At 71.9% G+C, this 23,235-nt stretch carries 21 protein-coding genes and 1 pseudogene; 15 read left to right on the top strand and 7 right to left on the bottom strand.

All coding sequences use genetic code 11. The features are described 5' to 3' along the window. Positions 1 to 7 precede the first annotated feature (7 nt). The 6 genes from F3H10_RS13990 (at position 8) to F3H10_RS13965 (ending at position 6,346) form a co-directional block, all read left to right on the top strand. A complete protein-coding gene (locus F3H10_RS13990) occupies positions 8 to 964 on the top strand; it encodes an ABC transporter permease (protein WP_149785385.1) in 957 nt (318 codons plus the stop codon). Continuing rightward, entirely contained in the window at positions 957 to 2,120 is a 1,164-nt protein-coding gene (locus tag F3H10_RS13985; RefSeq protein ID WP_149785384.1) for an ABC transporter permease, read from the top strand. Before F3H10_RS13990 ends, F3H10_RS13985 begins: the two co-directional genes overlap by 8 nt. Then, positions 2,117 to 3,235, top strand: a complete 1,119-nt coding sequence (locus tag F3H10_RS13980; protein ID WP_149785382.1) for an ABC transporter ATP-binding protein — start codon at positions 2,117 to 2,119, stop codon at positions 3,233 to 3,235. Before F3H10_RS13985 ends, F3H10_RS13980 begins: the two co-directional genes overlap by 4 nt. Beyond that, complete coding sequence (locus F3H10_RS13975) at positions 3,228 to 4,544, top strand: ABC transporter ATP-binding protein (RefSeq protein WP_149785381.1); 1,317 nt, start codon at positions 3,228 to 3,230, stop codon at positions 4,542 to 4,544. The genes F3H10_RS13980 and F3H10_RS13975 overlap by 8 nt, the downstream gene beginning before the upstream one ends. A gap of 24 nt (positions 4,545 to 4,568) precedes the next feature. Beyond that, positions 4,569 to 5,114 carry a hypothetical protein gene (locus F3H10_RS13970; protein WP_149785379.1) on the top strand — a complete coding sequence of 182 codons (546 nt, stop codon included), beginning with the start codon at positions 4,569 to 4,571 and terminating at the stop codon, positions 5,112 to 5,114. Between the two features lie 224 nt (positions 5,115 to 5,338). Continuing rightward, complete coding sequence (locus F3H10_RS13965) at positions 5,339 to 6,346, top strand: zinc-dependent alcohol dehydrogenase (protein ID WP_149785378.1); 1,008 nt, start codon at positions 5,339 to 5,341, stop codon at positions 6,344 to 6,346. A 379-nt stretch (positions 6,347 to 6,725) separates the two neighbouring features. On the opposite strand, the gene F3H10_RS13960 is transcribed toward F3H10_RS13965, so the two are convergent. Next, entirely contained in the window at positions 6,726 to 7,109 is a 384-nt protein-coding gene (locus tag F3H10_RS13960; protein ID WP_149785376.1) for a 6-pyruvoyl trahydropterin synthase family protein, read from the bottom strand. Between the two features lie 685 nt (positions 7,110 to 7,794). On the opposite strand from F3H10_RS13960, the gene F3H10_RS13955 reads away from it, so the two are divergent. Then, on the top strand, positions 7,795 to 8,901 hold the full coding sequence (locus F3H10_RS13955; RefSeq protein WP_149785375.1) for an NAD(P)/FAD-dependent oxidoreductase: 1,107 nt from the start codon (positions 7,795 to 7,797) through the stop codon (positions 8,899 to 8,901). Positions 8,902 to 8,975: 74 nt separating this feature from the next. Further along, the gene (locus F3H10_RS13950) at positions 8,976 to 9,725 is read left to right on the top strand and encodes a CDP-alcohol phosphatidyltransferase family protein (protein ID WP_149785373.1); all 750 of its coding nucleotides are present in this window, start codon (positions 8,976 to 8,978) and stop codon (positions 9,723 to 9,725) included. A 25-nt stretch (positions 9,726 to 9,750) separates the two neighbouring features. On the opposite strand, the gene F3H10_RS13945 is transcribed toward F3H10_RS13950, so the two are convergent. After that, positions 9,751 to 10,170, bottom strand: a complete 420-nt coding sequence (locus F3H10_RS13945; RefSeq protein ID WP_149785372.1) for a DUF7475 family protein — start codon at positions 10,168 to 10,170, stop codon at positions 9,751 to 9,753. A gap of 286 nt (positions 10,171 to 10,456) precedes the next feature. On the opposite strand from F3H10_RS13945, the pseudogene F3H10_RS13940 reads away from it, so the two are divergent. Beyond that, positions 10,457 to 11,052 (top strand): annotated as a pseudogene (locus tag F3H10_RS13940) (DUF7384 family protein). 4 nt (positions 11,053 to 11,056) lie between these two features. Here the strand turns inward: F3H10_RS13940 and F3H10_RS13935 are convergent. Further along, positions 11,057 to 11,728: a non-canonical purine NTP pyrophosphatase gene (locus F3H10_RS13935; RefSeq protein ID WP_149785370.1), complete on the bottom strand. Its 672-nt coding sequence runs from the start codon at positions 11,726 to 11,728 to the stop codon at positions 11,057 to 11,059. Positions 11,729 to 11,878: 150 nt separating this feature from the next. Between F3H10_RS13935 and F3H10_RS13930 the strand changes: the two genes are divergently transcribed. From F3H10_RS13930 to F3H10_RS13915, 4 genes are all read left to right on the top strand, one after another. Then, the gene (locus F3H10_RS13930) at positions 11,879 to 12,301 is read left to right on the top strand and encodes an SHOCT domain-containing protein (RefSeq protein ID WP_149785368.1); all 423 of its coding nucleotides are present in this window, start codon (positions 11,879 to 11,881) and stop codon (positions 12,299 to 12,301) included. Positions 12,302 to 12,383: 82 nt separating this feature from the next. Then, positions 12,384 to 13,709 carry a 5'-deoxyadenosine deaminase gene (locus tag F3H10_RS13925; protein ID WP_149785367.1) on the top strand — a complete coding sequence of 442 codons (1,326 nt, stop codon included), beginning with the start codon at positions 12,384 to 12,386 and terminating at the stop codon, positions 13,707 to 13,709. A gap of 126 nt (positions 13,710 to 13,835) precedes the next feature. After that, positions 13,836 to 14,927: a DUF4382 domain-containing protein gene (locus tag F3H10_RS13920; protein WP_149785366.1), complete on the top strand. Its 1,092-nt coding sequence runs from the start codon at positions 13,836 to 13,838 to the stop codon at positions 14,925 to 14,927. Between the two features lie 118 nt (positions 14,928 to 15,045). Beyond that, positions 15,046 to 16,029 (top strand): bile acid:sodium symporter family protein, encoded by a 984-nt coding sequence (locus tag F3H10_RS13915; RefSeq protein ID WP_394349718.1) that lies wholly within the window; start codon positions 15,046 to 15,048, stop codon positions 16,027 to 16,029. A 9-nt stretch (positions 16,030 to 16,038) separates the two neighbouring features. Here F3H10_RS13915 and F3H10_RS13910 read toward each other — a convergent pair whose 3' ends face one another. From F3H10_RS13910 to hemC, 4 genes are all read right to left on the bottom strand, one after another. Continuing rightward, positions 16,039 to 16,434, bottom strand: coding sequence for a hypothetical protein (locus tag F3H10_RS13910; RefSeq protein WP_149785363.1), 396 nt, complete (start codon positions 16,432 to 16,434; stop codon positions 16,039 to 16,041). A 239-nt stretch (positions 16,435 to 16,673) separates the two neighbouring features. Continuing rightward, entirely contained in the window at positions 16,674 to 17,576 is a 903-nt protein-coding gene (locus tag F3H10_RS13905) for a uroporphyrinogen-III synthase (protein WP_149785362.1), read from the bottom strand. Further along, positions 17,573 to 18,406, bottom strand: coding sequence for a uroporphyrinogen-III C-methyltransferase (gene cobA, locus F3H10_RS13900; protein ID WP_149785361.1), 834 nt, complete (start codon positions 18,404 to 18,406; stop codon positions 17,573 to 17,575). Before cobA ends, F3H10_RS13905 begins: the two co-directional genes overlap by 4 nt. Beyond that, a complete protein-coding gene (gene hemC / locus F3H10_RS13895) occupies positions 18,399 to 19,574 on the bottom strand; it encodes a hydroxymethylbilane synthase (protein WP_149785359.1) in 1,176 nt (391 codons plus the stop codon). Before hemC ends, cobA begins: the two co-directional genes overlap by 8 nt. A gap of 129 nt (positions 19,575 to 19,703) precedes the next feature. Here hemC and folP point away from each other — a divergent pair, with 129 nt between their 5' ends. Both folP and F3H10_RS13885 read left to right on the top strand, forming a co-directional pair. Continuing rightward, positions 19,704 to 22,322, top strand: a complete 2,619-nt coding sequence (gene folP / locus F3H10_RS13890; protein WP_149785358.1) for a dihydropteroate synthase — start codon at positions 19,704 to 19,706, stop codon at positions 22,320 to 22,322. Between the two features lie 63 nt (positions 22,323 to 22,385). After that, positions 22,386 to 23,235 (top strand): NAD-binding protein (locus F3H10_RS13885; protein ID WP_188127948.1); only part of this gene is annotated, 850 nt, incomplete at its 3' end.

Below are 23,235 nucleotides of genomic sequence, written 5' to 3'. Positions count from 1 at the left end.
CCCGACGATGAGTCTCAGACGGTTCGTCCTCCGGCGCGCGCTCTCCGTGGTCCCGGTCCTGCTCGGCGTGTCGGTGGTCACCTTCGGGCTGTTCCATCTGACGCCCGGCGACCCCGTCTCACGGCTGGTCGCGTTGAACCCGGACGTGAGCGCCGCCGAGGAGGCGCGGCTTCGAGAGCGGTGGGGGCTCTCGGGACCGGTGTGGAGACAGTACCTCGCGTGGCTCTCGAACGTCCTCGTCGGCGACTTCGGTCGCGAGTTCCGGACGGGCCGGGCGGTTTCGGCGATCGTGTGGCGGCGGCTCCCCGAAACGCTCGTCCTGGGGCTGTTCGGCTGGGTCTTCGCGATCGCGATCGCGGTTCCGGCGGGGATCTACGCGGCGGTGAACAAGGGGAACCTCGGCGACGTCGCGAGCCGCGTGCTGGCGCTGTCCGGAGTCTCGATCCCGAACTTCTGGCTCGGCCTGCTTTTGATCCTCGTCTTCTCGCTGTACCTCGGTGTGTTCCCGGTGTTGCCGCCCTCGCGGCTGCCGCTGTACCATCCGGAGACGCTTCGGTACCTCCTCCTGCCGGGGGTGACGATCGGGACCGCGGCGGCCGCGAGCCTCATGCGCGTGATGCGGACGTCGATGGCCGAGGAGCTGAACGAGGAGTACGTCACCGCCGCGCGCGCGAGGGGGTTGCCCGAGCGCACGGTCGTCTTCAAACACGTCCTGCGGAACTCGCTCGTCTCCGTGGTCACGCTCGCGGCCACGCTGACCGCCGGCATCGTCGCCGGCTCCGTCGTCGTCGAGAGCGTGTTCAACTGGCCGGGGCTCGGCTCGGAGTTCGTTCGGGCGATCGACCGACGGGAGATCGACGTCGTGATGGCGATCACGCTCGTGACCGCCGTCGCCGTCGTGCTCGCGAACTTCCTCGCGGACGTCCTGTACGCCGTGTTCGACCCGAGGATCAGATATGACTGAGGACGGAGAGCGCGGAACCGACTCGGAGGAACTCCGAACGCGCCGCCGAACCGACGAGCGGGGTCGGATCCGGGTCACGGGGTTCGACGCGGACCGCGTCCGCGACCGTGACCCGCTCTCGGCGTGGAGCGAGCGCGACGGGGCGGACGGCGGGACCGACGGGACGAACGGTGGGGCCGACGACCGATGGCGACGCGGGCTCCGCCGGTTTCGGCGAAACCGATCGGCGATGGCCGCGCTCGCGGTCGTCGCCGCGATGGCGCTCGTCTCGCTTCTCGCGCGTCCCGTCGAGGTCGCCGGCGTTGTCGTCCAGCCGTTCGCGCTCGCTCCCTACGACCCGACGACGATCCTCTACCTCTCGGTCGACCCGAGCGTGAGCCCGTACGACCCGCCGTCGCCGCGGTTCCCGATGGGCGTCGACGGCGCCGGGCGCGACCTGTTCTCTCGGGTCCTCGTCGGCGGGCGATACAGCATCTCGATCGGGTTCGTCGTCGTCGGGCTGACCGCGTCGTTCGGGCTGGTATACGGCGCGATATCGGGCTACTACGGCGGCGTCGTCGACGAGGTCATGATGCGGGTCGTCGACGTGGTCTTCGCGTTCCCCGGGCTCGTGTTGGCGCTCGCCGTCGTCGCCACCCTCGGGGGCGGCTACTGGCAGCTGGTGGCCGCGTTCAGCCTCTTCGGGTGGGCCGGGTACGCCCGGCTCGTCCGCGGGGAGGTGTTGTCGATCGCGGAACGCGAGTACGTGCTGGCGGCGAAGGTGATCGGCGCGCGCGACCGTACCGTGATCCGCAGACACGTCGCGCCGAACGCGCTGTCGCCGCTCGTCGTGTTGGCGTCGCTGGACGTCGGCAGCGTCGTGATCGGCGTCGCCGCCCTCGGCTTCCTCGGGCTCGGGATGGACCCGAGCACCGCCGAGTGGGGCACGATGCTCGACGCGACCCGCGAGACGCTGATCCAGGGGCCGGGCGGGGAGATCCCGTGGTGGGCGACGGTGTACCCCGGTGGGGCGATCTTCGTCTTCGTGCTGGCGATGAACGTGATCGGCGACGGCGTAAACGACGCCCTCGACGCCCGCGAGACCGGCGTGGGTCGCGGTGGTCGTGGCGGCCGCGAGGACCGGGGAGACGGCAGGGAGAGAGGTGACGACCGATGACGGCCCTCCTCGAGGTCGAGGACCTGACGGTCCGGTTCTACACCGAGGAGGGCGTCGTGACCGCCGTCGACGGCCTCTCCTACCGGATCGAGGCCGGCGAGACGTTCGGCGTCGTCGGGGAGAGCGGGGCGGGAAAGAGCGTGGCCGCGCTGTCGGTGCTCGGGCTGATCGACGACCCCGGCCGGATCGAGCGCGGCGAGGTCCGGTTTAAGGGCGAGGACCTCCGCTCCATGACCGACGCCGAGCTCCGCTCGGTCCGCGGCGACGAGATCGCGATGGTCTTTCAGGACGCCCGCGCCGCGTTGAACCCCGTCTACACCGTCGGCGAGCAGATCGCCGAGACGATCGAACACCACATGGGGTACGACCCCGCCGCCGCTCGCGACCGGGCGGTCCGGCTGCTCGACCGCGTCGGGATCCCCGAGGCCGGGACGCGGTACTCGGACTACCCGCACGAGTTCTCCGGCGGGATGTGCCAGCGGGCGACCGTCGCGATGGCGCTGTCGTGTGAGCCCGACCTGATCGTCGCCGACGAGCCGACGACCGCCCTCGACGTCACCGTCGAGGCGCGGGTCCTCGACCTGCTCGCCGACCTGGCCGACGAGTTCGACGTCGCGGTCCAGCTCATCACCCACGACCTCGGCGTGATCGCCGGGACGTGTGACCGGGCGATGGTGATGTACGCGGGCGAGGCCGTCGAGCGGGCGCCGATCGAGGAGCTGTACTACGACCCCAAACACCCGTACACGGCGGGGTTGATGAGCGCGATCCCGCACGTCGGCGACGACCGCGACCGGCTCCAGACGATCCCGGGGACGATGCCGGACCTGATCGACGTGCCCTCGGGGTGTCGCTTCCACCCGCGATGTCCCTTCGCCGAGGAGGCGTGTACCCGGACCGATCCCGCACTCGTCGACCCGGAAAACGGCGAGGCGGCGACGCTCGAGACCGAGCGGGCGGCCGCCTGTCTCGAGTACACCGAGGGTCTCACCGGCGGACTGGACTACTCGGTGGAGGTCGACGGAGAGACGAATGAACGCGCCGAGGACGACGACGGGGGAGAGGACGACGACGGGAGAGAGGACGAGGGTGAGGAGGGCGGATCCGATGAGTGACGACGGCGCCGGCGAACCGGTCCTCCGCGTCGAGGGACTGAAAGCGCACTACGACTCGACCGACGGGTTCCTCGACCGGCTGCTCGGTCGGTCGCGACGGGTGAAGGCGGTCGACGGCGTAAGCCTCGAGCTTCGGGAGGGCGAGACGCTCGGGATCGTCGGCGAGTCCGGCTGCGGGAAGACGACGCTCGCCCGGAGCGTGCTCCGGCTGATCGAGCCGACGGCGGGGTCGGTGTATCACCGGGGCGAGGACCTGACGGCGCTGTCGAGCGCCGAGCTTCGCGACCGCCGGAGGGACCTCCAGTACGTGTTTCAGGACCCGCACTCGAGTCTGGATCCCCGCCTCACCGCCGGCGACGTCGTCGGCGAGCCGCTCGACGTCCACGGGCTCGCCACGGGCGCGGAACGCGAGGATCGGGTCCGCGAGCTGTTGGAGACGGTCGGGTTGAGCCCGAGCCACGCGAACCGCTATCCACACGAGTTCTCCGGCGGACAGCGTCAGCGGCTCGGGATCGCCCGCGCGCTCGCGGTCGACCCCGAGGTGATCGTCTGTGACGAGCCGGTGAGCGCGCTCGACGCCAGCGTCCAGGCGCAGGTCCTCAACCTGCTCGCCGACCTCCAGGCGGAGTTCGGTCTCTCGTACGTGTTCATCGCACACGACCTGCGCGTGATCGAACACGTCTCCGACCGGGTCGCGGTGATGTACCTCGGGGAGTTCGTCGAGCGGGGGCCGACGGAGGCGGTGTTCGACCCGCCGTATCACCCGTACACCGAGGCGCTGCTCTCGGCGATCCCCGAACCCGATCCGCTGTGGGAGGGCGACGGGATCCGCCTCGACGGAACCGTCCCGTCCCCGATAGATCCCCCCTCCGGCTGTCGGTTCCACACCCGCTGTCCGCGGGTCATTCCCGACGCCGACTACGACCTCCGGCCGGAGACCTGGCGGACCGTGATGGACCTGACGCTCCGGGCGGCGGAAGCCGACGACGCGGCGTCCCTGACCGCGGCCCGACCCGACCCGACGGAGGCGCCGCGGGAGACGTTCGACGGGCTGGTTCGCGAGGAGTTCGACCTCCCGGACACGCTCCCGGACGCCGCCGCGGAGGAGGCGCTCGGCGAGGCGATCGACGCGCTTCACGACGAGGGGATCGGCGCGGCCGCGGCGCTGCTCGACTCGGCGTTCACCTCGCCGTGCGAGCGCCACCGCCCGCCGGAGTACGAGCTCGGCGGGGACCACGGGATCGCCTGTCTGCGGTACGACGACGGATTCGACGAGGAGGCCGGAACGTTCGCGGACGGATCCGTTTAGTTCCCCCGCGTCCAACCCCTCCCGATGCGACGGATCTACGAGTCGGACGCGCTCGGCCGCGACGACGACGATCCGCACGCTCCGGCCGAGCGGGACGACGAGGGGCGGATCGGGGCGCTCCGCTCGGTTCCCGCCGCGGCACTCAGCGACCGTCTCGTTCCGCACGCGTTGCGTCGCCGTTTCGTCTCGGTCGACGTGGAGACGCCGCGGCGAGAGTACGCGGTCGGCGAGGCGGTCCAGTTCACCGTCACCTTCCGCAACCGGGTCCCGTTCCCAGTGTCGATCCGGACCGCGTCGCCCCTCCCGTGGATCTGGACCGTCGACGGCGACGTCGAGGCCGCGGCCGCGACCGTTTCGCTCCGCGACCCGCCCGACGAGCCGGGGCGGTTCGCGTTCGACCGAGGCGAGCGCAAGCGCTTCCGCAGGCGATGGAACGGGCTGTTCCGGGTGACCGACTCGGAGTGGGCGCCGCCCGAGCCCGGCACACACGTCATCGGGGCGGCGGTGAACGTCGCGAACGCGGAAGGGAAGGGGCTGACTGCGGAGACGACGGTTCGAATCGTGGAGTGAGTCGGAAGGGAACGGACCGACCTCCGAGTTCGGGGACGGGTTCCCGGTCAGGTTGCGGCCCCGGCGTCGGCTCCGGGAACTCCGATCGCCGCGGCCAACGTTTAGGTGTGTCACACCCTCACTCGATATATGTACACATCACCCCGTCCGCTCGCGCGGCCGGAGCGACCTCGAAGGCCGACGATCGGTCGAACGGAACCCGACTTTCGGGATCGGGTCCGGCGATGACCGCGCGTCGACTCCGGTTCACCGGACCGCGGACGGTCGAGGTCGAGTCGATGCCGGAGCCGACCCCCGCGGGCGACGAGGTCCGCGTGCGGACGACCGTCTCGGCGATCAGTTCCGGGACGGAGCGGCTCGTCTACCGCGGCGAGGCGCCGACAGACCTCCCGGCCGACCCGACGCTGGAGTCGCTCGACGGCGACCTCTCGTTCCCGCTGTCGTACGGCTACGCCGCCGTCGGCGAGGTCGACGCGGTCGGCGACGAGGTCGACCCCGACTGGCTCGGGCGTCGGGCGTTCGCGTTCGAGCCGCACGCGAGCGCGTTCACGGCGTCACCGGAGGAGCTCCATCCCGTTCCCGAGGGGATCACCGACGCGCAGGCCGCGCTGTTCCCGACCGTGGAGACCGCGGTCAACTTCCTCATGGACGGGAATCCCCGGATCGGCGAGCGCGTCGGCGTGTTCGGCCAGGGGATGGTTGGACTCGCGACCACGGCGCTGCTCGCCGACGCGCCGCTCTCGGAGCTCGTGACCGTCGACGCCTGTTCCGCCCGCCGGGAGCGTTCCGAGCGGCTCGGCGCGGACCTGAGCCTTCCGCCGGGTGCGAACGCGGTCGACCGCCTCCGCGAGGGCGACCCGCCGGGGCGGGATCTCACCTACGAGTTGAGCGGCGCGCCGGCCGCCCTCGACGACGCGATCTCGGCCACCGGGTACGACGGTCGGGTCCTCGTCGGCTCGTGGTACGGGACGAAACCCGCCGAGCTCGACCTCGGGCGGAGCTTCCACCGCGGCCGGATCGCCGTCGAGAGCAGCCAGGTGTCGACGATCGAGCCGGCGCTCCGGGGCCGCTGGTCGCTCGATCGCCGCCGGGAGGTCGCCTGGGACCGGCTTGCGCGGCTCGACCTCGACCCGATACTCACCCACCGGATCCCGCTCGCGGACGCCGGCGACGCCTACGAACTGCTCGAGGAGCGCCCTGACGAGGCGGTCGGCGTCCTGTTGACGTACTGACCGGGATCGCGAAGGAACTCCCGGATTTCCGCGACCGCGACTCCCGGTTTGTGAGTCGTGGCGCGCCGGTGAACGCCCGGAGGGCGCGAACCGCCCGCGAGGGACGCGGTGAGCGCTCGAAGAGCGCGAGCCGCGAGGCTGGGGAGGCGTGAGGTGCTGGGCGGGGCGGGGCGGGGCGGTGCGGGGTGGGACACAAAGGGGAAGCCGCGAGAAGCCCGTAGGCGACGCAAGCACCGCAACGAGGAAGCGAACGAAGTGAGCGATCGAGTGAGGAGCGCAACGAGCGTACGGGCTCCTCGCGGCTGGGGCTTTGATGATGTACACCGAGCCAACAACTACGCACCATCGGGAATTCCGTATCGATCTCGTGCCGACCGGTCTACTCCCCGACGGTCGTCTCGTAGCTCGCGGCCGCGGTCTCGTCCTCCCACATGGTGACGATCGCCGTCTCGATCCCGTCCGTCTCGATCCCCGCAAGCAGCCGGTCACAGAAGACGCGGGCGAACCGCTCGACGCTCGGGTTGTACCCCTCGAACCGGGGACGGTCGTTGAGCGTCGAGTCCGCGTACTCGTCGACGAGGTCGTCGATCCGTCCGGCGAGGTCGTCGATGTCGACGAGGTAGTCGTGCTCGTTCAACTCGGGGCCGGCCACCTCGACTTCGACCTCGAAGCGGTGGGAGTGGAGGTCGTTCTCCGGGCCGGCGTCCGGCACGGTCAGGAAGTGCTGGGCGACGAACCGCCGGGAGACGCGAACCGTGTACACGGGATCACCACGGACCGAGCGATCAAAAGCGTGTCCCCGACGATCGGACGTCGGTCGCACGGGCGGAATCACGAAAGGAACCCGGGCACGGCCCTCCCACGAGATCGGTTCGGCGGCTGCCGGATCGGTGCCGACGTGATGAGCGTCTCCAAAGCCCCAGCCGCTCGGCTGTACGAAGTGAAACGGACGACTGCGGTGAACACCGCCAAAGCCCCAGTCGCGAGGACTCGATGCGCTCGTTGCGGTCCTCGTCACTCGCGTTGCTCGTTCCTGCGGTCTCGCCGGCGGCGGAGCCGCCGGCTGTCCGAGGGACCGAAGGTCCCTCGCTACTTACGTCGCGCGTCTTCGTCCTCGCGACTGCCCCTTTGAGTCCCACCCCGCACAGCCCCGCACCTCACGCCTCCCCAGCCTCGCCACTCGCGCTTTTCAAGCACTCGTGGCGTCCCTCGCGGGCGGTTCGCGCCCTCCGGGCGCTCACCGGCGCAGGGCGAGAGCGCCGCTCTCGCTTGAAGCCGGCGCAAAGCGCCGGCGACAGCGAGGCGCTACGCGCCTCTGGCAGCCAGCGCAAAGCGCCGGCGACGCCACCGCAACGATCGTTCGATGCCTTCCTCGAGTAACCAAGCGACCGCCGACGCCCCCACACCGAACGCGGAGTTTTTATCTGATTGCGCGGATCGTGACCGTAATGGACCCGATCGTCATCGTGGGCGGGGGCATCGTCGGCGTCGACCTCGCGTATCGCCTGCGCGATCACCCCCGACCCGTCGTGCTCTACGAGCGCGACGCGCTCGGCTCCGGGACCACCGCCGACTCCGTCGCGATCTTCGTCCGCCACCAGTCGAGCCCGGACCGGCTGAGCCACGAGCTTCGCGAGCGCGCGTGGGATCACTACGAGCCGCTCGTCGAGGACGGCACCTTCGACTTCGAGCGGATCGGGACGCTCGAAGTCGCCCGAACCGACCGGGAGTTGGCCGGGATCCGCGAGGCCGCGGAGACGCTCTCGGAGTTCGGCGTCGAGGCGTCCGTCCTCGATCCGGCCGAACTCGCCGACCACGGGCTCGACCCCGACGCGGTCGCCGGGGCGATGTGGACGCCGAACGACGGCTACCTCGACCCCGCGGAGATCGTCCAGTACCACGCCGGCGAGGCGGCCGACGCCGGCGTCACGATCGAGACCGGGACGGCGGTGACGGACGTCCGCGTCGAGGACGGGTCGGTCGTCGGCGTCGAGACCGCGGACGGTACGCGACCCGCCGCCGCCGTGGTGAACGCGGCCGGACCGTGGGCCCCGACCGTGAACGACACGGCGGGCGTCTCGCTGCCGTTCCGGCACAACCGTGGACCGGTCGTCGTGCTCGGGAAGGACGACCCATTCTCGCTCCCCTTCGTCCAGTTCGGCGACGGCCTCTACGTCCGCGGCGAGGGGCGAAACCAGGCGTTCGGCGGGAGCTTCGGCGCGAGCTACGGGGACGCCGGACGCCTCGACCCGACCGACGCTCGTTCGGTCGGTCACGACTTCTACCTCGAGATCGGCGAACGGATCGAGGCGGCGATCCCGCGGCTCGAGGGGGCCGAGGTCGTCACCGACTGGGTCGGCGTTCGGACGCTCACGCCCGACGGCGTCCCGGTCGTCGGCGAGACCGAGGTGGACGACTTCTACGTCGCCGTGGGCATGAACGGGCTCGGCGTCACGCTCGCGCCCGCGGTCGGCGAGTTCCTCGCGAAGCGGATCGCAGGCGAGACCGTCGACCCGGAGATCGCGGCGTACCTGTCGCCAGGCCGGTTCGCGTGACCCTCGCCGGGGATCGGGCGGCGGGGCTTCCGATCGTCGAAAGTGGTTTTCGCGACCGCCCCCTGGTGAACACGATGGCCCCGACGGACCGCGTCGTTCGCCGGCTTCCGATCGACGGCGGATGGGTCCCGCTCGTCACGCTGTGGGTGGTCCCGACCGGATTCGGCGCGGCGGGGCTGCTCGCGGTCGGACTTCCGGGAACCGCGCTCGGCGGCGTCGCGCTCGGCGGGACGGTCGCGATCGCGGCGATCCGGGTCGCGGCCGGTCGTTCCCGGGAGGCGGCCGGCAGGGAGCCGGTGACGGCCGCGACCGCCCTGACGACGCTCCGCGCGTCGGCGCTCGCGCTCCTCGGCGCGTATCTGGTCGTCGACCCGAGTGCGGGCGGGAGCGAGTGGCTCGCCGGCGGGCTGTTCGCGGTCGCCGCCGGCGGCGACGCGGTCGACGGCGCGGTCGCGCGCGCGACCGACGCGGTGACCGAACTCGGCGCGGAGCTCGACGTCGAGGTCGACGGCGCGACGGTCCTCGTGGGCGCGACGGCCGCCGTCGTCGCCGGCGCGGCCCCGCTCGCGTTCCTCGCGGTCGGACTCGCCCGGCCGCTCTTCGCCTACGGGCTCCGCCGCCGGCGGCGGCGAGGGCTCCCGACCCACGACCTGCGACCGAGCCGGCTCCGTCGACCGATCGGCGCGGCGACGATGCTCGCGACGTGGCTCGCGCTGTCGCCGGTGCCGGACGCGGGGGCCTCGCGGCTGCTGGCGGCCGCCGTCACGGTGCCGGTCGTCGTCTCCTTCGTGCGCGACTGGCTCGTCGTCAGCGGACGCCTGTAGGCGCGATCGCGTGACGACGTCCCGGCTACGATTCCTGCCGGTACAGGACCACGAGCACCGCGATCAGGACGACCTGGGCGAGTTTGTCGGCCGCCGAGATCGGGGAGATCCCCGGCGGTGCGGGAAGGCCGGGGCTGTTGAGGGCGTACCAGAAGACGATCTGCCCGGCGGTGAAGGGGATCCCGAGGAGGTAGACCGTCGGGCGGAACCGGTCGGTGACGACGAACCAGACGCCCAGCAGGAACCCGGCGGAGGCGACGAGGAAGGCGACGCCCATCGCCAGCGAGACGGTGAGCCCGGTCTCGAGGAAGTCGCCGAGGAACCCGACCCCCAAGACGAGGTGGACGAGCGCGCTCACCGCCGCGGCGGCGACGCCGACCCAGTGCGTCGAAGCCAGCGAATCGGTGCGACCCGCGCCGTCGGCGGTTGACGATGATCCGGCCATACGCCGAGTACGAGGTCCACCTACATCGTTGTTTGGTACGTGTACGCATGACTGTCGGCAGCGAAACCGTCCGTCACGCCGCCACGGAAAACCGGGGGAATCGGCACTCCACTCCGAGGTCGATCGGAGCGACGCGCCTGTCGAGATCGACCGACTGGACCGACTTATATCCGCGTCAGACGTGTGCCCGCCGTCTGACGGGCGTCCCACGCCGCGGGCGGCGGGCCGGTCGGGGCGACGCGTCGTGTCCGGAAAGCCGATAGGCGCGGCGGGCGACGGTCCGCGTATGACCTTCGGAGACCTGTTCGAGCGCGCGGCCGACTACGACGTCGACGAGGAGGCGGTCTCGCGGGCGCTCGCGGAACGGCGCGGCGAGCGGGGCGAGGAGCGATGAGCGGAAGCGGCGTCGACCCCGAACCGAGCCCGGCCCGAGTCGTCGCCGACGCCGACGTGCTGGCGGCGGACCTGCTCGTCGGCGGACCCGCCCGCGACGCGCTCGATTTCCTCCGGGAACACGCGTGGACGATGCTCGTCGCCAGCGACGCCCTCCTCGACGACGCCGAGGCGGTCGTGGCGTCGCTCGCGGACCCGGAGCTGGCCGGCGACTGGCGCGATCGGGTGGCGGCGTGGCGCGAGCCGGTCACCCATCCGGAGGGCGACCATCCGGCGTTGGCGTCGGCGTACCACGGCGGCGCGATGCAGGTGATCAGCCTCGATCCGGCGCTGACGAGCCCGGGCGCGGCCGCGGCACTCAACGACCGAATGTCGGTGAGCGTTCGCGAGCCGCGCGCGTTCGCGAGCGTGTTCTCGCCCGAGCGGCTCTACCCCGAGGTCGTCGGCGGCGAGTACCCCGGCCCGGACCGGGACGCCCGGGAGTGGTGAGCCGTCAGCGGTCCGCGTACCACTCCGCGAACTTCTCCAGCGCCCGCCCCCGGTGTGAGACCGCGTTCTTCCGCTCGGTGTCCATCTCCGCGAACGTCTCGCCGTCGTGTTCGAAGATCGGGTCGTAGCCGAACCCGCCGTCGCCGCGCGGGGCGACGATCCGGCCGGGCACGTACCCCTCAAAGAGCTTGACGGGGAGCGGCTCGGCGCGTTCGGTCTCGGAGTCGGTTCCGTCGGTCCCGGGAGTCCCATCCGGTCCCGCATCGTCCGGTCCCGCGGCCGCGGCGGCGACGCGGTCGCCCCGGTCGACCGGGTCCGGGCTAGCGGCGAACCCCGCGCCGTCGCAGTAGGCGAGGGTACACCGGAACGCGGCCCGCCGGTCCTCGAGTGGTTCGGCGATCTCCCAGACGCGGTCGATCCCGAGGGTGTCCTCCACGTACGAGGAGTAGGGGCCGGGGAAGCCGTCGAGCGCCTCGACGAACAGCCCCGCGTCGTCGACGAGGACGGGCCCGCCCGCCTCCCGGTACGCCTCGCGCGCGCCGCGCGCCGCGATCGGCGCGAGCTCGTCGGCCTGTATCTCCGCGTAATCGAAGTCCAACTGGCTGACCGAACCGTCCGCCAGGTAGCTCTCCGCCTCGCGGACCTTGCCCGGGTTCGTCGTCACGTACCGCAACATGAGGATCGCTGCGCGGGGGCGACGGGAATAGCCGTCGATGGCGCGTCGATAACGCTCGACGGCGCTCGACGACGCGTGACGGTCCGGTCCGGAGACGGTCGGAGACCGACGGCGACACGCTTTTTTCGATTGGCCGAGCTATGCCCAGCCATGGCTGCCCTCCCCACGTTCGAGAAGAAGCGGCTCATGGGACTGATCGCGGTGCTCTCGTTCGGCCTGACCTCGCTCTTCGCGGTCCTCGAGCTCGGCGTCCTCATTCCTGCGACGTTCGTGGTCGGCTTCCTGATCCTGCTTCCGCTCGTGGCGGTCCTCGGCGACGACTTCCCGCTCGTCGAGCCCGTGGACGCGACGGCGGAAACGGCGGCGAGCGCGGACGCCGGGCGATCGGAGAGTCACGCCGCTAACCCGGTCGCGACGCTCCGGCGGCGGTACGCGACCGGCGAGATCGGTGAGGAGGAGTTCGAGCGCCGGCTCGACCGACTCCTCGAGACCGAGGAGCTCGACGACACGATCGACGACGGGAACGCCGGAGCCCGACGGAAGAAGACGGGGCTCGAAACGGAACTGGAGTGAGTCGACCCCGGTCGATTCGCCGGCCGACGACGTCGGTCGATGAGCAAGACTCTTGGGTGTCACCCGCCAGGAACGGACGGATATGCTGCTAACCGGGACCGTCATCGCCGACGCCGAGACCGTCATCGACGACGGCGCGGTCGTCGTCGAGGACGACACGATCGCCGCGGTCGGCGAGGCGGACGCCCTCCGTGAGACGTACCCCGACCACGAGCGGCGGGAGTTCGACATCGTCGCGCCCGGACTGGTCGGCGGGCACGTCCACTCCGTCCAGTCGCTCGGCCGGGGGATAGCCGACGACGCGGCGCTGCTCGACTGGCTCTTCGAGGCCGTGTTGCCGATGGAGGCGGCGATGGACGCCGAGGCGACCCGCGCCGCCGCCGAGCTCGGCTACCTCGAGTGTCTCGAGTCGGGAACGACGACCGTCGTCGACCACCTCTCCGTGAACCACGCGGCGGAGGCGTTCGAGGCCGCGATCGAGACGGGGATCCGCGGGCGACTCGGCAAGGTGTTGATGGACAAGGAGTCGCCGGACGGACTGCTCGAGGACGCCGACGAGGCGCTCGCGGAGAGCGAGACGCTGATACGGGAGTACCACGGCGCGGCCGGCGGGCGGGTGCGGTACGCGGTCACGCCGCGGTTCGCCGTCACCTGTAGCGAGGCGTGTCTGCGCGGCTGTCGCGACCTGGCCGACCGCCACGACGGGGTGACGATCCACACCCACGCCAGCGAGAACGCCGAGGAGATCGAGACGGTCGAGGCCGCGACCGGGAGACGGAACGTCCACTGGCTCGACGAGGTCGGCCTCACCGGCCCGGACGTGACGCTCGCCCACTGCGTCCACACCGACGAGAGCGAGCGCGCGGTCCTGGCAGAGACGGACACCGTCGTCACCCACTGCCCCTCCTCGAACATGAAACTCGCCTCGGGGATCGCCCCGGTCCACGACTACCTCGACCGCGGGATCACGGTCGCGCTCGGCAACGACGGCCCGCCGTGTAACAACACGCTCGACCCCTTCACGGAGATGCGACAGGCGAGCCTGCTCGGGAAGGTCGACGCCCGCGATCCCACCCGCCTGCCGGCGGAGACGGTGTTCGAGATGGCGACGGCGAACGGGGCGCGCGCCGCCGGATTCGACCGGATCGGCCGGCTCGAACCGGGGTACGCCGCCGACGTGATCGGGCTCACGACCGAGAAAACGCGGGCGACGCCGGTCCACGACCCGCTCTCACACCTCGTGTACGCGGCGCACGGCGACGACGTGGTCTTCACGATGGTCGACGGCGAGGTCCGATACGACGACGGCGAGCACGTCGGTATCGACGCCCGAGAGGTCCGCGAGCGGGCGACGCGCCAGGCCGAGCGGGTCGTCGAGGCGGCCGGGATCGACGCGACCCCTCGGTGACCGTTCTTCGACGAGCGACCACCGGGATGGCCGGTCGGAGAACGGGGCAAAACCGGATTGATCCGGCTGAATCCGGTCGGAGCGTCTTCACGTTATACCCCTTCGGGACCCGTCGGTCGAACCGAGATGAACGCCGACCGGTCACGATCGACGGGCGAAACGACATCGAACGGGACTCCAGACGGCGGCGTCGGCCGACGGAAGTTCGTGGCGGCCGGCGTCGGCGGCATGACGCTGCTCGCGGGCTGTGCCGGGGACGTGAATCCCGTCTCTCCCGGGGGATCGAACGGCTCCGACGGTTCCGACGGCTCGAACGGCTCCGACGGTTCCGACGGCTCGAACGGCACCGACGGCCTGGAGACCGCCATCGGTCGCTTCCGCCTCCTGATCAGCGACGCGCCGGCCGACATCGACGACTTCGATCGACTGGACGTCACGCTCGACAGCGCCCGGGTCTTCGAGGCCGGGGACGAGGGAGACGAGGACGAAGGCGAAACCGATGACGACGAGCAGGAGGAAGCGGACGGAAACGGGACCGAGACCGGAGGCGACGACGAGCAGGCGGAAACGAACGAAACCGACGACGAGCAGGAGGACGTAAGCGAGGCAGACGACGGGGACGAGGAGGACGACGAAACCGGTGATGACGAGGACGACGAAACCGATGACGACGAGGACGACGAGGACGACGAGGACGACGAGGGCGGGTTCACCGTCATCGACCTCGACGACGCGACCGTCGATCTCACGCGGGTGATCGAGGAGGACGCGATGCCCGTGTTCGACGGCGAACTCGCCGAGGGGCGGTACGCGAAGCTGGAACTGAACGTCGCGAGCGTCGAGGGGATCGTCGCCGGGGATGAGGTCGCGGTGAAGGTCCCGAGCGAGAAGCTCCAGATCACGAAGCCGTTCGAGGTCAGCGCGGACGAGACGCTCAGTTTCGTGTTCGACATCAACGTCGTCAAACGCGGGCAGAACAACGGCTACATCCTCCAGCCGGTGATCTCGGGTAGCGGCGTCGCCGGCAGGGACGTCGATGTGAACGAGATCGAGAACGGTGCCGGGGACGACGAGGAAGGAGAAGGAGACGAGGAAGGAGAAGGGGACGAGGAGACGGAGGAGGACGACGCCGGAGGCGAGACCGGTGACGACGCGACCAACGGGACGGCCGACGACGACGGGGCGAACGCCGCCGACGAAACGGGGGACGGGAGCTAACTCCCCCGCCGCTCCGCGAGCGTGACGTTTCGGACGACCTCCCCGGAAACGACGGAGTAAAAAACCGGATCCGACGAACGTCCGATATGACACGAAAACGGAGGGGTGTTTCGTGAGCATCGGAACCGACGGGATCCGGCGGGCGAGTCGGATCGCGAGCAAGTACTTCGTCGTCTGGGTGCTCGTCGCCTCGGCGCTGGCGCTGTACTCGCCGGGGACGTTCACGCCGATCGCGCCGTACATCACGCCGCTCCTCGGGATCATCATGCTCGGGATGGGGCTCACGCTCGAGCCCGCGGACTTCAAACGGCTCGTCGAGCGCCCCCGCGACGTGGCGATCGGCGCGGTCGCCCAGTGGCTCGTGATGCCGCTCGCGGCGTGGGCGCTCGTCGTCGCCTTCGACCTCCCGTCCGCGCTCGCGGTCGGGCTGATCCTCGTCGGAGCCGCGCCCGGCGGCACCGCCTCGAACGTGATGACCTACCTCGGGAAGGGCGACGTGGCGCTCTCGGTGGCGATCACGACCGTCACCACGCTGGCCGCGCCGGTCGTCATGCCCGCCTGGGTCGTGTTCATCCTCGGCGAGAGCCTCCAGGTGACGTTCGCGGAGATGTTCGTCACCATCGTCCAGATCGTGGTGATCCCGGTCGTCCTCGGGTTCGCGATCCGGTACGTCCTCGACCGGCGGGCCCCGCGCGTGGCCGAGGTCGGCCTGGACGTGTTCCCGGCGGTGAGCGTCGCGGCGATCGTCGCCATCGTCGCCGCCGTCGTCGGCCTCAACGTCGAGAACATCCTGACCGCCGCGGCGCTGGCGTTCGCGGCCGTCGTGATCCACAACGCCGTCGGCCTCGGGTCGGGATACGGGATCGGGAAGCTGACTTCCATGTCCGAGGACCGCGCCCGGGCCTGTGCGTTCGAGGTCGGCCTCCAGAACAGCGGGCTCGCGGTCGCGCTCGCGACGTCCTTCTTCAGCCCGGAGGCGGCGCTGATCCCGGCGCTGTTCTCGGTGTGGCACAACGTCTCGGGGCCGGCGCTGGCGAGCTACTTCTCGGCCAACCCGCCCGCGGACGCCGCGTCGGGGGCCGAGTCGGCGACCGCCGACTGAATCGGTCGCTCAGGCCGGCGAGGGCGCGGGTCCCGCGGACTCGCGTTTCGCCCACCGGAGCGCCGTCGCCTCGTCGTTGAACGGTTCGATCGCGATCCCGCCGACGTCGAGCGTCCGCTCGAGGTACCGGCGTTTCGGCCGCTCCGCGACGACCGCGAAACGGGTCACGCCGCGTTCGAGCGCGACGGTTACCGACTGACGGAGCGTCTGCCGGCCGGCGTCGGAACAGGGCCGGTCGGTGCGAACGACGACCACGACCGCCTCGATCGAGGAGTCGGCGACGAGCGAGCGCCATCGGTCGAGCAACGCCTCGCCGGAGGCGGGGCTGATCCCCGTCCCGTGCGGGAACTCCACGACGAGGACCCCCTCGTCGATCCGCGTCGACCATCGCTCGCCCGGTTCCATGCCACCGGATATCACTCCGAGAGAAATAAACGCTGCCCAAGGATTATCAGGACTGATTTCCACAGAGTCGGGGTGAAACGGTTCGTGAGGGCAGCGAACTACGGCGGTTCGTCGTCTCGAGAGAGAGAGAAACGTTCGGCGGGTCGGCCTCCACTTCTCGAGGACCGATATCGTCGGGCGGGAGCCGGCGTCCCGCCCCGATCCAACGACCGATCGCCTCCGGTAGCCCCGGCCGGCGATCAGTCGCCTCCGGTAGCCCCGGCCGGATCGCCCGCGTCGCTCTCGGCCGGGTCGTCCGCGTCGCTCTCGGCCGGGTCGTCCGCGTCGCTCTCGGCCGGGTCGTTCCCGTCCGAGGAGCCGTCGACCGCCTCAACGACGTCCTCGGCGAGCGCCTCGAAGTCGGCCGCGTCGGGAACCACGTCGACGTCGATCCCGAGGTCCGTCGCGGTTTCGGCCGTCGGCGGACCGATCACGCCGACGACCGCGTCGTTCGCCCCGGCCAGCGCCGCCTCCCGGATCCCCCGCTCGTCGGCGGCCGCGAGGAAGTGTTCGACCGTGAGCGAGGAGGTGAACGCGAGCGCATCGAGGTCGCCCGTAGCGGCGCGCTCGACCGAGCTGCCCGCGTCCGTCGGGCGCGTGAGCCGGTACAGGATCGTCTCGGTGACGGTCGCGCCGGCCTCGCGGAGCCCCTCCAGTAGCACGCTACTGCCGTGGTCCGAGCGCGCGACCTCGACGCGCTCGCCGTCGACGCGTCCGCGGAGCGCCGCCACGAGCCCCTCGGAGGTGTACTCCTCGGGGACGACGTCGACCGTCCAGCCCGCCTCGCGGGCGGCCGCCGCCGTCGCCGGACCGATGGCGACGAGCGTCGCGTCGCCGGGTTCCCACCCCGCCGCCGCGGCGAGTTCGACGCCCGTCTTGCTCGTGAGCACGACGAACGCGGCGTCGTCCGCCGGGACCGCGTCCGTCGGCTCGACCGCGAGCATCGGGTCCGGGACGGGGCGTGCCCCGAGGGAGGCGAGGAGGTCGACCGCCTCGTCGATCCGCTCGTCGTCCGGGCGGAAGACGGCGACGCGCGGGCCGTCGGCGTCCGCGTCGGCATCCGCGTCGGTGTCTGCGGTCGCGCGGTCGACGTCGTCGCTCACGCGCCGTCACCTCCGTCGGCGTCCTCCCCGGCGTTCTCCAGGAACTCGATCACGCGCTCGCGGGTCGCGGCCACGTCGCCGATCACGGTGATCGCGGGCGGCTCGATCCCGGCGTCGTCGCGGGCGTCGACGATCGTCTCCAAGGTGCCGGTCGCGACGCGCATCCCCGGCCACGTCGCGCGCTCGACGAGCGCCACCGGCGTGTCCGGGTCCATCCCGGCGTCGCGGAGTTCGGCGGCGTACGCCGGCAGCTTGCCGACGCCCATCAGAACGACGATCGTTCCCCCCGTGGCCGCGAGCGCGTCCCAGTCGACGGCCGACTCGTCCTTCGTCGGGTCCTCGTGCCCGGTGACGAACGAGACGGAGGAGGCGTGGTCGCGATGGGTGACGGGGATCCCCGCGACCGCGGGGCCGGCGATCGCGGAGGTGACGCCCGGAACGACCTCGAAGGGGACCCCCGCGTCCGCGAGGTGTTCGGCCTCCTCGCCGCCGCGCCCGAAGACGAACGGGTCGCCGCCCTTGAGCCGGACGACCCGCTTGCCCTCGCGGGCCAACTCGACCATGCGGCGGTTGGTGTACTCCTGGGGCGTCCACTCGCCGCCCGCACGCTTGCCCACGTCCTCGCGTTTCGCCTCGGGGATCCGCCCGAGGATCTCCGGACCGGGGAGCTTGTCGTGGAGCACGACGTCCGCCTCGTCGATCAGGCGGGCCGCCTTCACCGTCAGCAGGTCCGGGTCCCCCGGGCCGGAGCCGACGAGCGACACCGTGCCGACGCCGTCGTTTGAGTGACGGCCGTCGCCGCCGGTCGGCTCCGTCGCGCCCTCAGGCATCCGCGTCGACCTCCTCGCGCGCCTCGGCGATCAGGTCCGCCGCGCCGCGGTCGGCCAGGTCCGCCGCGAACGACGCGGCCGCCGTGGCGTGTGACCGGATCGGGAGGTCGCGCGTCCCGCTCACCTCCTCGGTGCCGTCCGTCGAGAGCACGCGAGCCCGGACGTGGACGTGCTCCCCCTGGACGAGCGCCGAGACGCCGATCGGCGCGATACAGCCCCCGTTGAGCTCGGCGAGCACCGTCCGCTCGACGGTCGTCGCGACGCGGGTTCGGGGATGGTCGACGGCCGAGCGCACCGCCTCGACGACCTCGTCGTCCGCGGCGGTCACGGCGATGGCCCCCTGTCCCGCCGCGGGGACGAACTCCTCGCGGGAGAGCCGGGTCGTCTCGACGTCGTAGAACAGGTCCGACCGGCGGAGCCCCGCCTCCGCCAGCACGAGCGCGTCGTACTCGGCGTCGACCTTCCGTTCCATCGCCGAGCGCTCGAGGTCCGAGAGCGAGTCGAACCACTCCTCGACGCTCCGCTCGAACGCCTCGTCGGGCTCGTCTCCGCCGTCGGTAGCCTCGTCCTCGTCGTCCCCCTCGGGAAGCTCCCACTCCGTCTCCGTCCCCTCGTCGCCTCCGTTCTCGGCGGTCGCCGCGCGCGCCTCCCCGGAGGCGATCAGCCGGCGCTCGTGTTCCGCCTGGAGGCCGGGCGCGAGCAGCTTCTCGATCCGGGTGTCGACGTTGCCGCGGATCGGCTCGACGACGAGGTCCGGGCGTGCGGCCCCGATCTGGGCGGTCCGGCGGAGCGACCCGGTGCCGACGACGGCCCCGGACGGGAGGTCCGCGAGCGCCTTCCCCTCGGGGTGGACGAGGAGGTCGCCGGAGGCGGCGCGCTCCGGGACGCCGGCGACGACGAGCTCGTCGCCGCCCTCCGTGGGAACGTCCTTCATCGAGTGGACGGCGAGGTCGGCGTCGCCGGCGAGCACCTCCTCGTCGAGCGCGCGGACGAACGCCCCGGTCCGGCCGAGCCGGTGGATCAGTTCGTCGGGGATCTGGTCGCCGCGGGTCTCCACGCGGCGGATCTCGACCTCGCGTTTCCGGGTCGCGAGCGCGTCGCGGACGGTTTCCGCCTGTCGGAGGGCCAGCTCCGACCCGCGGGTGGCGAGGGTGAGGGTCTCGGTCATGTCCGAACGCAGGCCCCCCGCGTTCAAAAGCGCACCAGTTCGGTCCTCCCCCGTGAGCCGACGACCTCCGCGTCGCCCGTTCGATCCGGGTCCGGTACGCCTAAACGACCCGGAGACGACCCACGGCGTATGCACTACCACGAGGCGGCGAACTTCCTGTTCGACCTCCGTCGCTTCTCGGTCAAGCCCGGAACCGAGCGCGTCGAGGCGCTGCTCGACCGGCTGGGCGACCCCGAAGCCGACCTCCCGTGTATCCAGATCGCGGGCTCGAACGGCAAGGGAAGCACGGCGCGCATGGTCGAGTCGGTCCTGCGGGAGGCCGGGCTCTCCGTCGGACTCTACACCTCGCCGCACCTCTCCGCGCTCTCGGAGCGGATCCGCGTCGACGGCCGACCGATGACCGACGCGGCCGTCGCGGACTTCGTCGAGGAGGTGAAGCCGTGGCTCGTCGATCGGGCGGCCGGCGGCGAGCCGCTCACGTTCTTCGAGGTCGTCACGGCGATGGCGCTTCACGACTTCGCGCGCCGCGACGCCGACGTCGTCGTCCTCGAGGTCGGCCTCGGCGGCGAGTACGACGCGACCAGCGCGATCGACCCCGTCGCCACCGCGGTGACCAACGTCTCGCTCGAGCACACCGCCGTCCTCGGCGACACGATCGCGGAGATCGCCCGCACCAAGTCGCGGATCGCCCGACCGGACGCGCCGATGGTCACGGCCTGTTCGGGCGAGGCGCTCCGCGTCGTCCGCGAGGTCGCAGCCGAGGCCGGCGCGCCGGTGACGACCGTCGCGGGGCCGGGAAGCGACGAGGAGGAGGAAGGAGTCGAGGAGGAGGAAGGAGTCGAGGGGAACGCGGAGGGACCCGATCCCGCGATCGCCGCGAGCTACGAGGGCCGCGTGAGCGAGACGGACGCCGCGGTGAGCTTCGCCGGCGAGTCGGCCGGGACCTATCGGGTCCCGCTCGTCGGGGAGCACCAGGCGACGAACGCGGCGGTCGCGACCGCGTTGGCTCGCCGGACCCTCGGGACGCTCGGTGAGAACTCCGGAGCCCCGTCGTCCGGGACCTCGGCGTCCTTCGAGCGGGCGCTCGCGGACGGGCTCGCGCGGGCGACGTGGCCCGGGCGGTTCGAGGTCGTCGACGCCGGCCCGCTGACCGTCCTCGACGGGGCGCACAACCCCGCGGCCTGCGAGACGCTCGCGGAGACGCTCGCGGAGTACGACTACGCGGACCTCCACCTCGTGTACGCCGCGATGCACGACAAGGACCACGCCGGCGCGGTCGGCGCGCTCCCGCCCGCCGAGACCGCGGTCGCCTGCCGACCGGCGCTCGACCGCGCGGAGGACCCGGCGGTGCTCGCGGCGGCGCTCCGGTCGGCCGGCGTCGCCGACGTGACCGAGGGCGACGACGTCGCCGACGCGGTCGCCGCCGCGACCGAGCGCGCCGACGAGGACGACTGCGTGCTCGTCGTCGGCTCGCTGTTCGCGGTCGCTGAGGCGCGCGCCGCGCTCCACCGGACGGTGACGCCGAAGTCGGTCGACGGTCCGACGGACGCCGCGCGGGCGCTCGAACGCGGCGGGGTCCCGCCGGCGGACGCGGACCGCGCTCGCGACGGGGTCGACCACCGCGTCCGCACGCTCCGGCTTCGCGGCGACCGGGCCCGTCGGGTCGCGGCGACCCTCCGAACCGTCGGCGGCGAGGCGGCCGTCGGCGGAGTCGGCGCGGACGGACGCGGCAGCGACGTCGACGGCGGCGGCCCCACGGGCGGCGAGCTCTCGCCGGTCACGCTCGCCGGCTCCCTCGCCGAGTTCCACGAGCTGTGCGGCCGGCTCGAGGACGCGGGCGGCGGGCTCGCCGGCGTCGCGGCCGACCTCCGGACGAGCCTCGGGATCGACGGCACCGCGGACGCGACGGCGGTGGACGAGTATCCCTGGCACGACGGCACCGCGGTGATGGGCGTGCTCAACGTGACGCCGGACTCCTTTCACGACGGCGGCCGTCACGAGGGGCTCGCGGACGCGGTCGCGGGGGCCGAGCGCATGGTCGAGGCCGGCGTCGACGTGATCGACGTCGGCGGCGAGTCCACCCGGCCGGGCGCGGAGACGGTGTCGGTCGACGAGGAGATCGACCGCGTCGTCCCGGCGATCGAGGCGGTCCGGGAGGTCCCCGCGGTCGCCGACGGCGACGTGCTCGTCTCCGTGGACACCCGGAAGGCGGCGGTGGCGGAGGCGGCCCTCGAGGCGGGCGCGGACGTGATAAACGACGTGACCGGGCTGGAGGACCCCCGGATGCGGGAGGTCGTCGCCGACGCCGAGTGCCCGGTGGTGGTGATGCACAGCGTCGACGCCCCCGTCGACCCCGACAACGACCCGGAGTACGACGACGTGGTCGGGGACGTGATCGCCGACCTCCGCGAGCGGCTGGCGCTGGCGGAGGTCGCGGGTATCGACCGCGATCGGGTGATCGTCGACCCGGGACTCGGGTTCGGCAAGTCGGCCGCCGAGAACTTCGAGCTGCTCGGCCGGGCCGACGAGTTCGCGGCGCTCGGCTGCCCGGTGCTGATCGGTCACTCGTACAAGTCGCTCTACGACGCGATCGGTCTCGGGTCGGACGACCGCGAACACGCGACCGTCGCCGCGACCGCGCTCGCGGCCGAGCGCGGGGCGGACCTCGTCCGCGTCCACGACGTCGCCGAGAACCGCGCCGCGGTGGACGTCGTCGCGGCCGCGACCGATCCGGAACGCCTCGAGTGACCGGGACCGACCGCCACCCGCGGACGGCAGCGTTTTGCGTCGCCGTCCCCTCGGCGGAGGTACATGGTCCGGCGTCTCCTGCTCGGCTGTAGCGCGGTCGGGAACGCCCTCGTCGAGCGCGCAATCGAGGAGTCCGAGGACTTCCTCGCCGTGACCGACGACGCCGGCTGGGCCTCGACGCTGCGCGACCGCAACGCGGCGACCGTGGAGGCCGACCCGACCGATCCGTCGGGGTTCCCCGAACACGCCGCGGTCGTGTTGGTCGCGAGCGACGACCCGGCCCGGAACGTCGCCGCCGCGTCAGCGGCCCGCGAGCGGTACCCCGACGCCATGATCGTCGCGCACGTCGGCACCGCGCCGACCGCGGACCAGGTCGCCGCCCTGCGGTCGGTCGCGGACCGCGTCGTCGACCCGGTGGAGGCGATGGCGACGCGGATCCGCGACGCGGTCGGCCTCGACGAACTCGACTCCGAAAGCGACCGGACCCCCGACCGATCGGCCGAATCGGCGGCGTCACCGGAATCGACGGACTCACCGATATCGGCGGCGTCACCGGAATCGACGGACTCACCGATATCGGCGGCGTCACCGGAATCGACGGACTCACTGGAATCGACGGACTCACCGGAATCGACGGACTCACCGGGATCGGCGGACTCACCGGGATCGGCGGACTCACCGGGATCGGCGGAATCGGCGAGGCCGCCCGGATCGGCGGAGCGTCCCCCGCGGCTGATCCGAACGATACGGGGGCTCTCCGGGCCGCTCCTCGTCGTCGCCCACGACAATCCCGACCCCGACGCCATCGCGAGCGCGGTCGGACTGGCCCGGATCGCCGAGGCGATCGGCGTCCCCGCGGACCCCTGTTACGGCGGGGAGATCGCCCATCAGGAGAACCGGGCGATGGTCAACT

It is taken from the genome of Halorubrum aquaticum (genome assembly GCF_900113615.1).
Lineage (GTDB): Archaea > Halobacteriota > Halobacteria > Halobacteriales > Haloferacaceae > Halorubrum > Halorubrum aquaticum.
This window is presented reverse-complemented; position numbering and strand designations above follow the sequence as displayed.

Excerpts from the sequence above, each read along its gene's own strand:
- F3H10_RS13990 (WP_149785385.1), top strand. The coding sequence starts at position 8 with ATGAGTCTCAGACGGTTCGTCCTCCGGCGCGCGCTCTCCGTGGTCCCG.
- F3H10_RS13985 (WP_149785384.1), top strand. The coding sequence starts at position 957 with ATGACTGAGGACGGAGAGCGCGGAACCGACTCGGAGGAACTCCGAACG.
- F3H10_RS13980 (WP_149785382.1), top strand. The coding sequence starts at position 2,117 with ATGACGGCCCTCCTCGAGGTCGAGGACCTGACGGTCCGGTTCTACACC.
- F3H10_RS13975 (WP_149785381.1), top strand. The coding sequence starts at position 3,228 with ATGAGTGACGACGGCGCCGGCGAACCGGTCCTCCGCGTCGAGGGACTG.
- F3H10_RS13970 (WP_149785379.1), top strand. The coding sequence starts at position 4,569 with ATGCGACGGATCTACGAGTCGGACGCGCTCGGCCGCGACGACGACGAT.
- F3H10_RS13965 (WP_149785378.1), top strand. The coding sequence starts at position 5,339 with ATGACCGCGCGTCGACTCCGGTTCACCGGACCGCGGACGGTCGAGGTC.
- F3H10_RS13955 (WP_149785375.1), top strand. The coding sequence starts at position 7,795 with ATGGACCCGATCGTCATCGTGGGCGGGGGCATCGTCGGCGTCGACCTC.
- F3H10_RS13950 (WP_149785373.1), top strand. The coding sequence starts at position 8,976 with ATGGCCCCGACGGACCGCGTCGTTCGCCGGCTTCCGATCGACGGCGGA.
- F3H10_RS13945 (WP_149785372.1), bottom strand. The coding sequence starts at position 10,170 with ATGGCCGGATCATCGTCAACCGCCGACGGCGCGGGTCGCACCGATTCG.
- F3H10_RS13935 (WP_149785370.1), bottom strand. The coding sequence starts at position 11,728 with ATGTTGCGGTACGTGACGACGAACCCGGGCAAGGTCCGCGAGGCGGAG.
- F3H10_RS13930 (WP_149785368.1), top strand. The coding sequence starts at position 11,879 with ATGGCTGCCCTCCCCACGTTCGAGAAGAAGCGGCTCATGGGACTGATC.
- F3H10_RS13925 (WP_149785367.1), top strand. The coding sequence starts at position 12,384 with ATGCTGCTAACCGGGACCGTCATCGCCGACGCCGAGACCGTCATCGAC.
- F3H10_RS13920 (WP_149785366.1), top strand. The coding sequence starts at position 13,836 with ATGAACGCCGACCGGTCACGATCGACGGGCGAAACGACATCGAACGGG.
- F3H10_RS13910 (WP_149785363.1), bottom strand. The coding sequence starts at position 16,434 with ATGGAACCGGGCGAGCGATGGTCGACGCGGATCGACGAGGGGGTCCTC.
- cobA (WP_149785361.1), bottom strand. The coding sequence starts at position 18,406 with ATGCCTGAGGGCGCGACGGAGCCGACCGGCGGCGACGGCCGTCACTCA.
- hemC (WP_149785359.1), bottom strand. The coding sequence starts at position 19,574 with ATGACCGAGACCCTCACCCTCGCCACCCGCGGGTCGGAGCTGGCCCTC.
- folP (WP_149785358.1), top strand. The coding sequence starts at position 19,704 with ATGCACTACCACGAGGCGGCGAACTTCCTGTTCGACCTCCGTCGCTTC.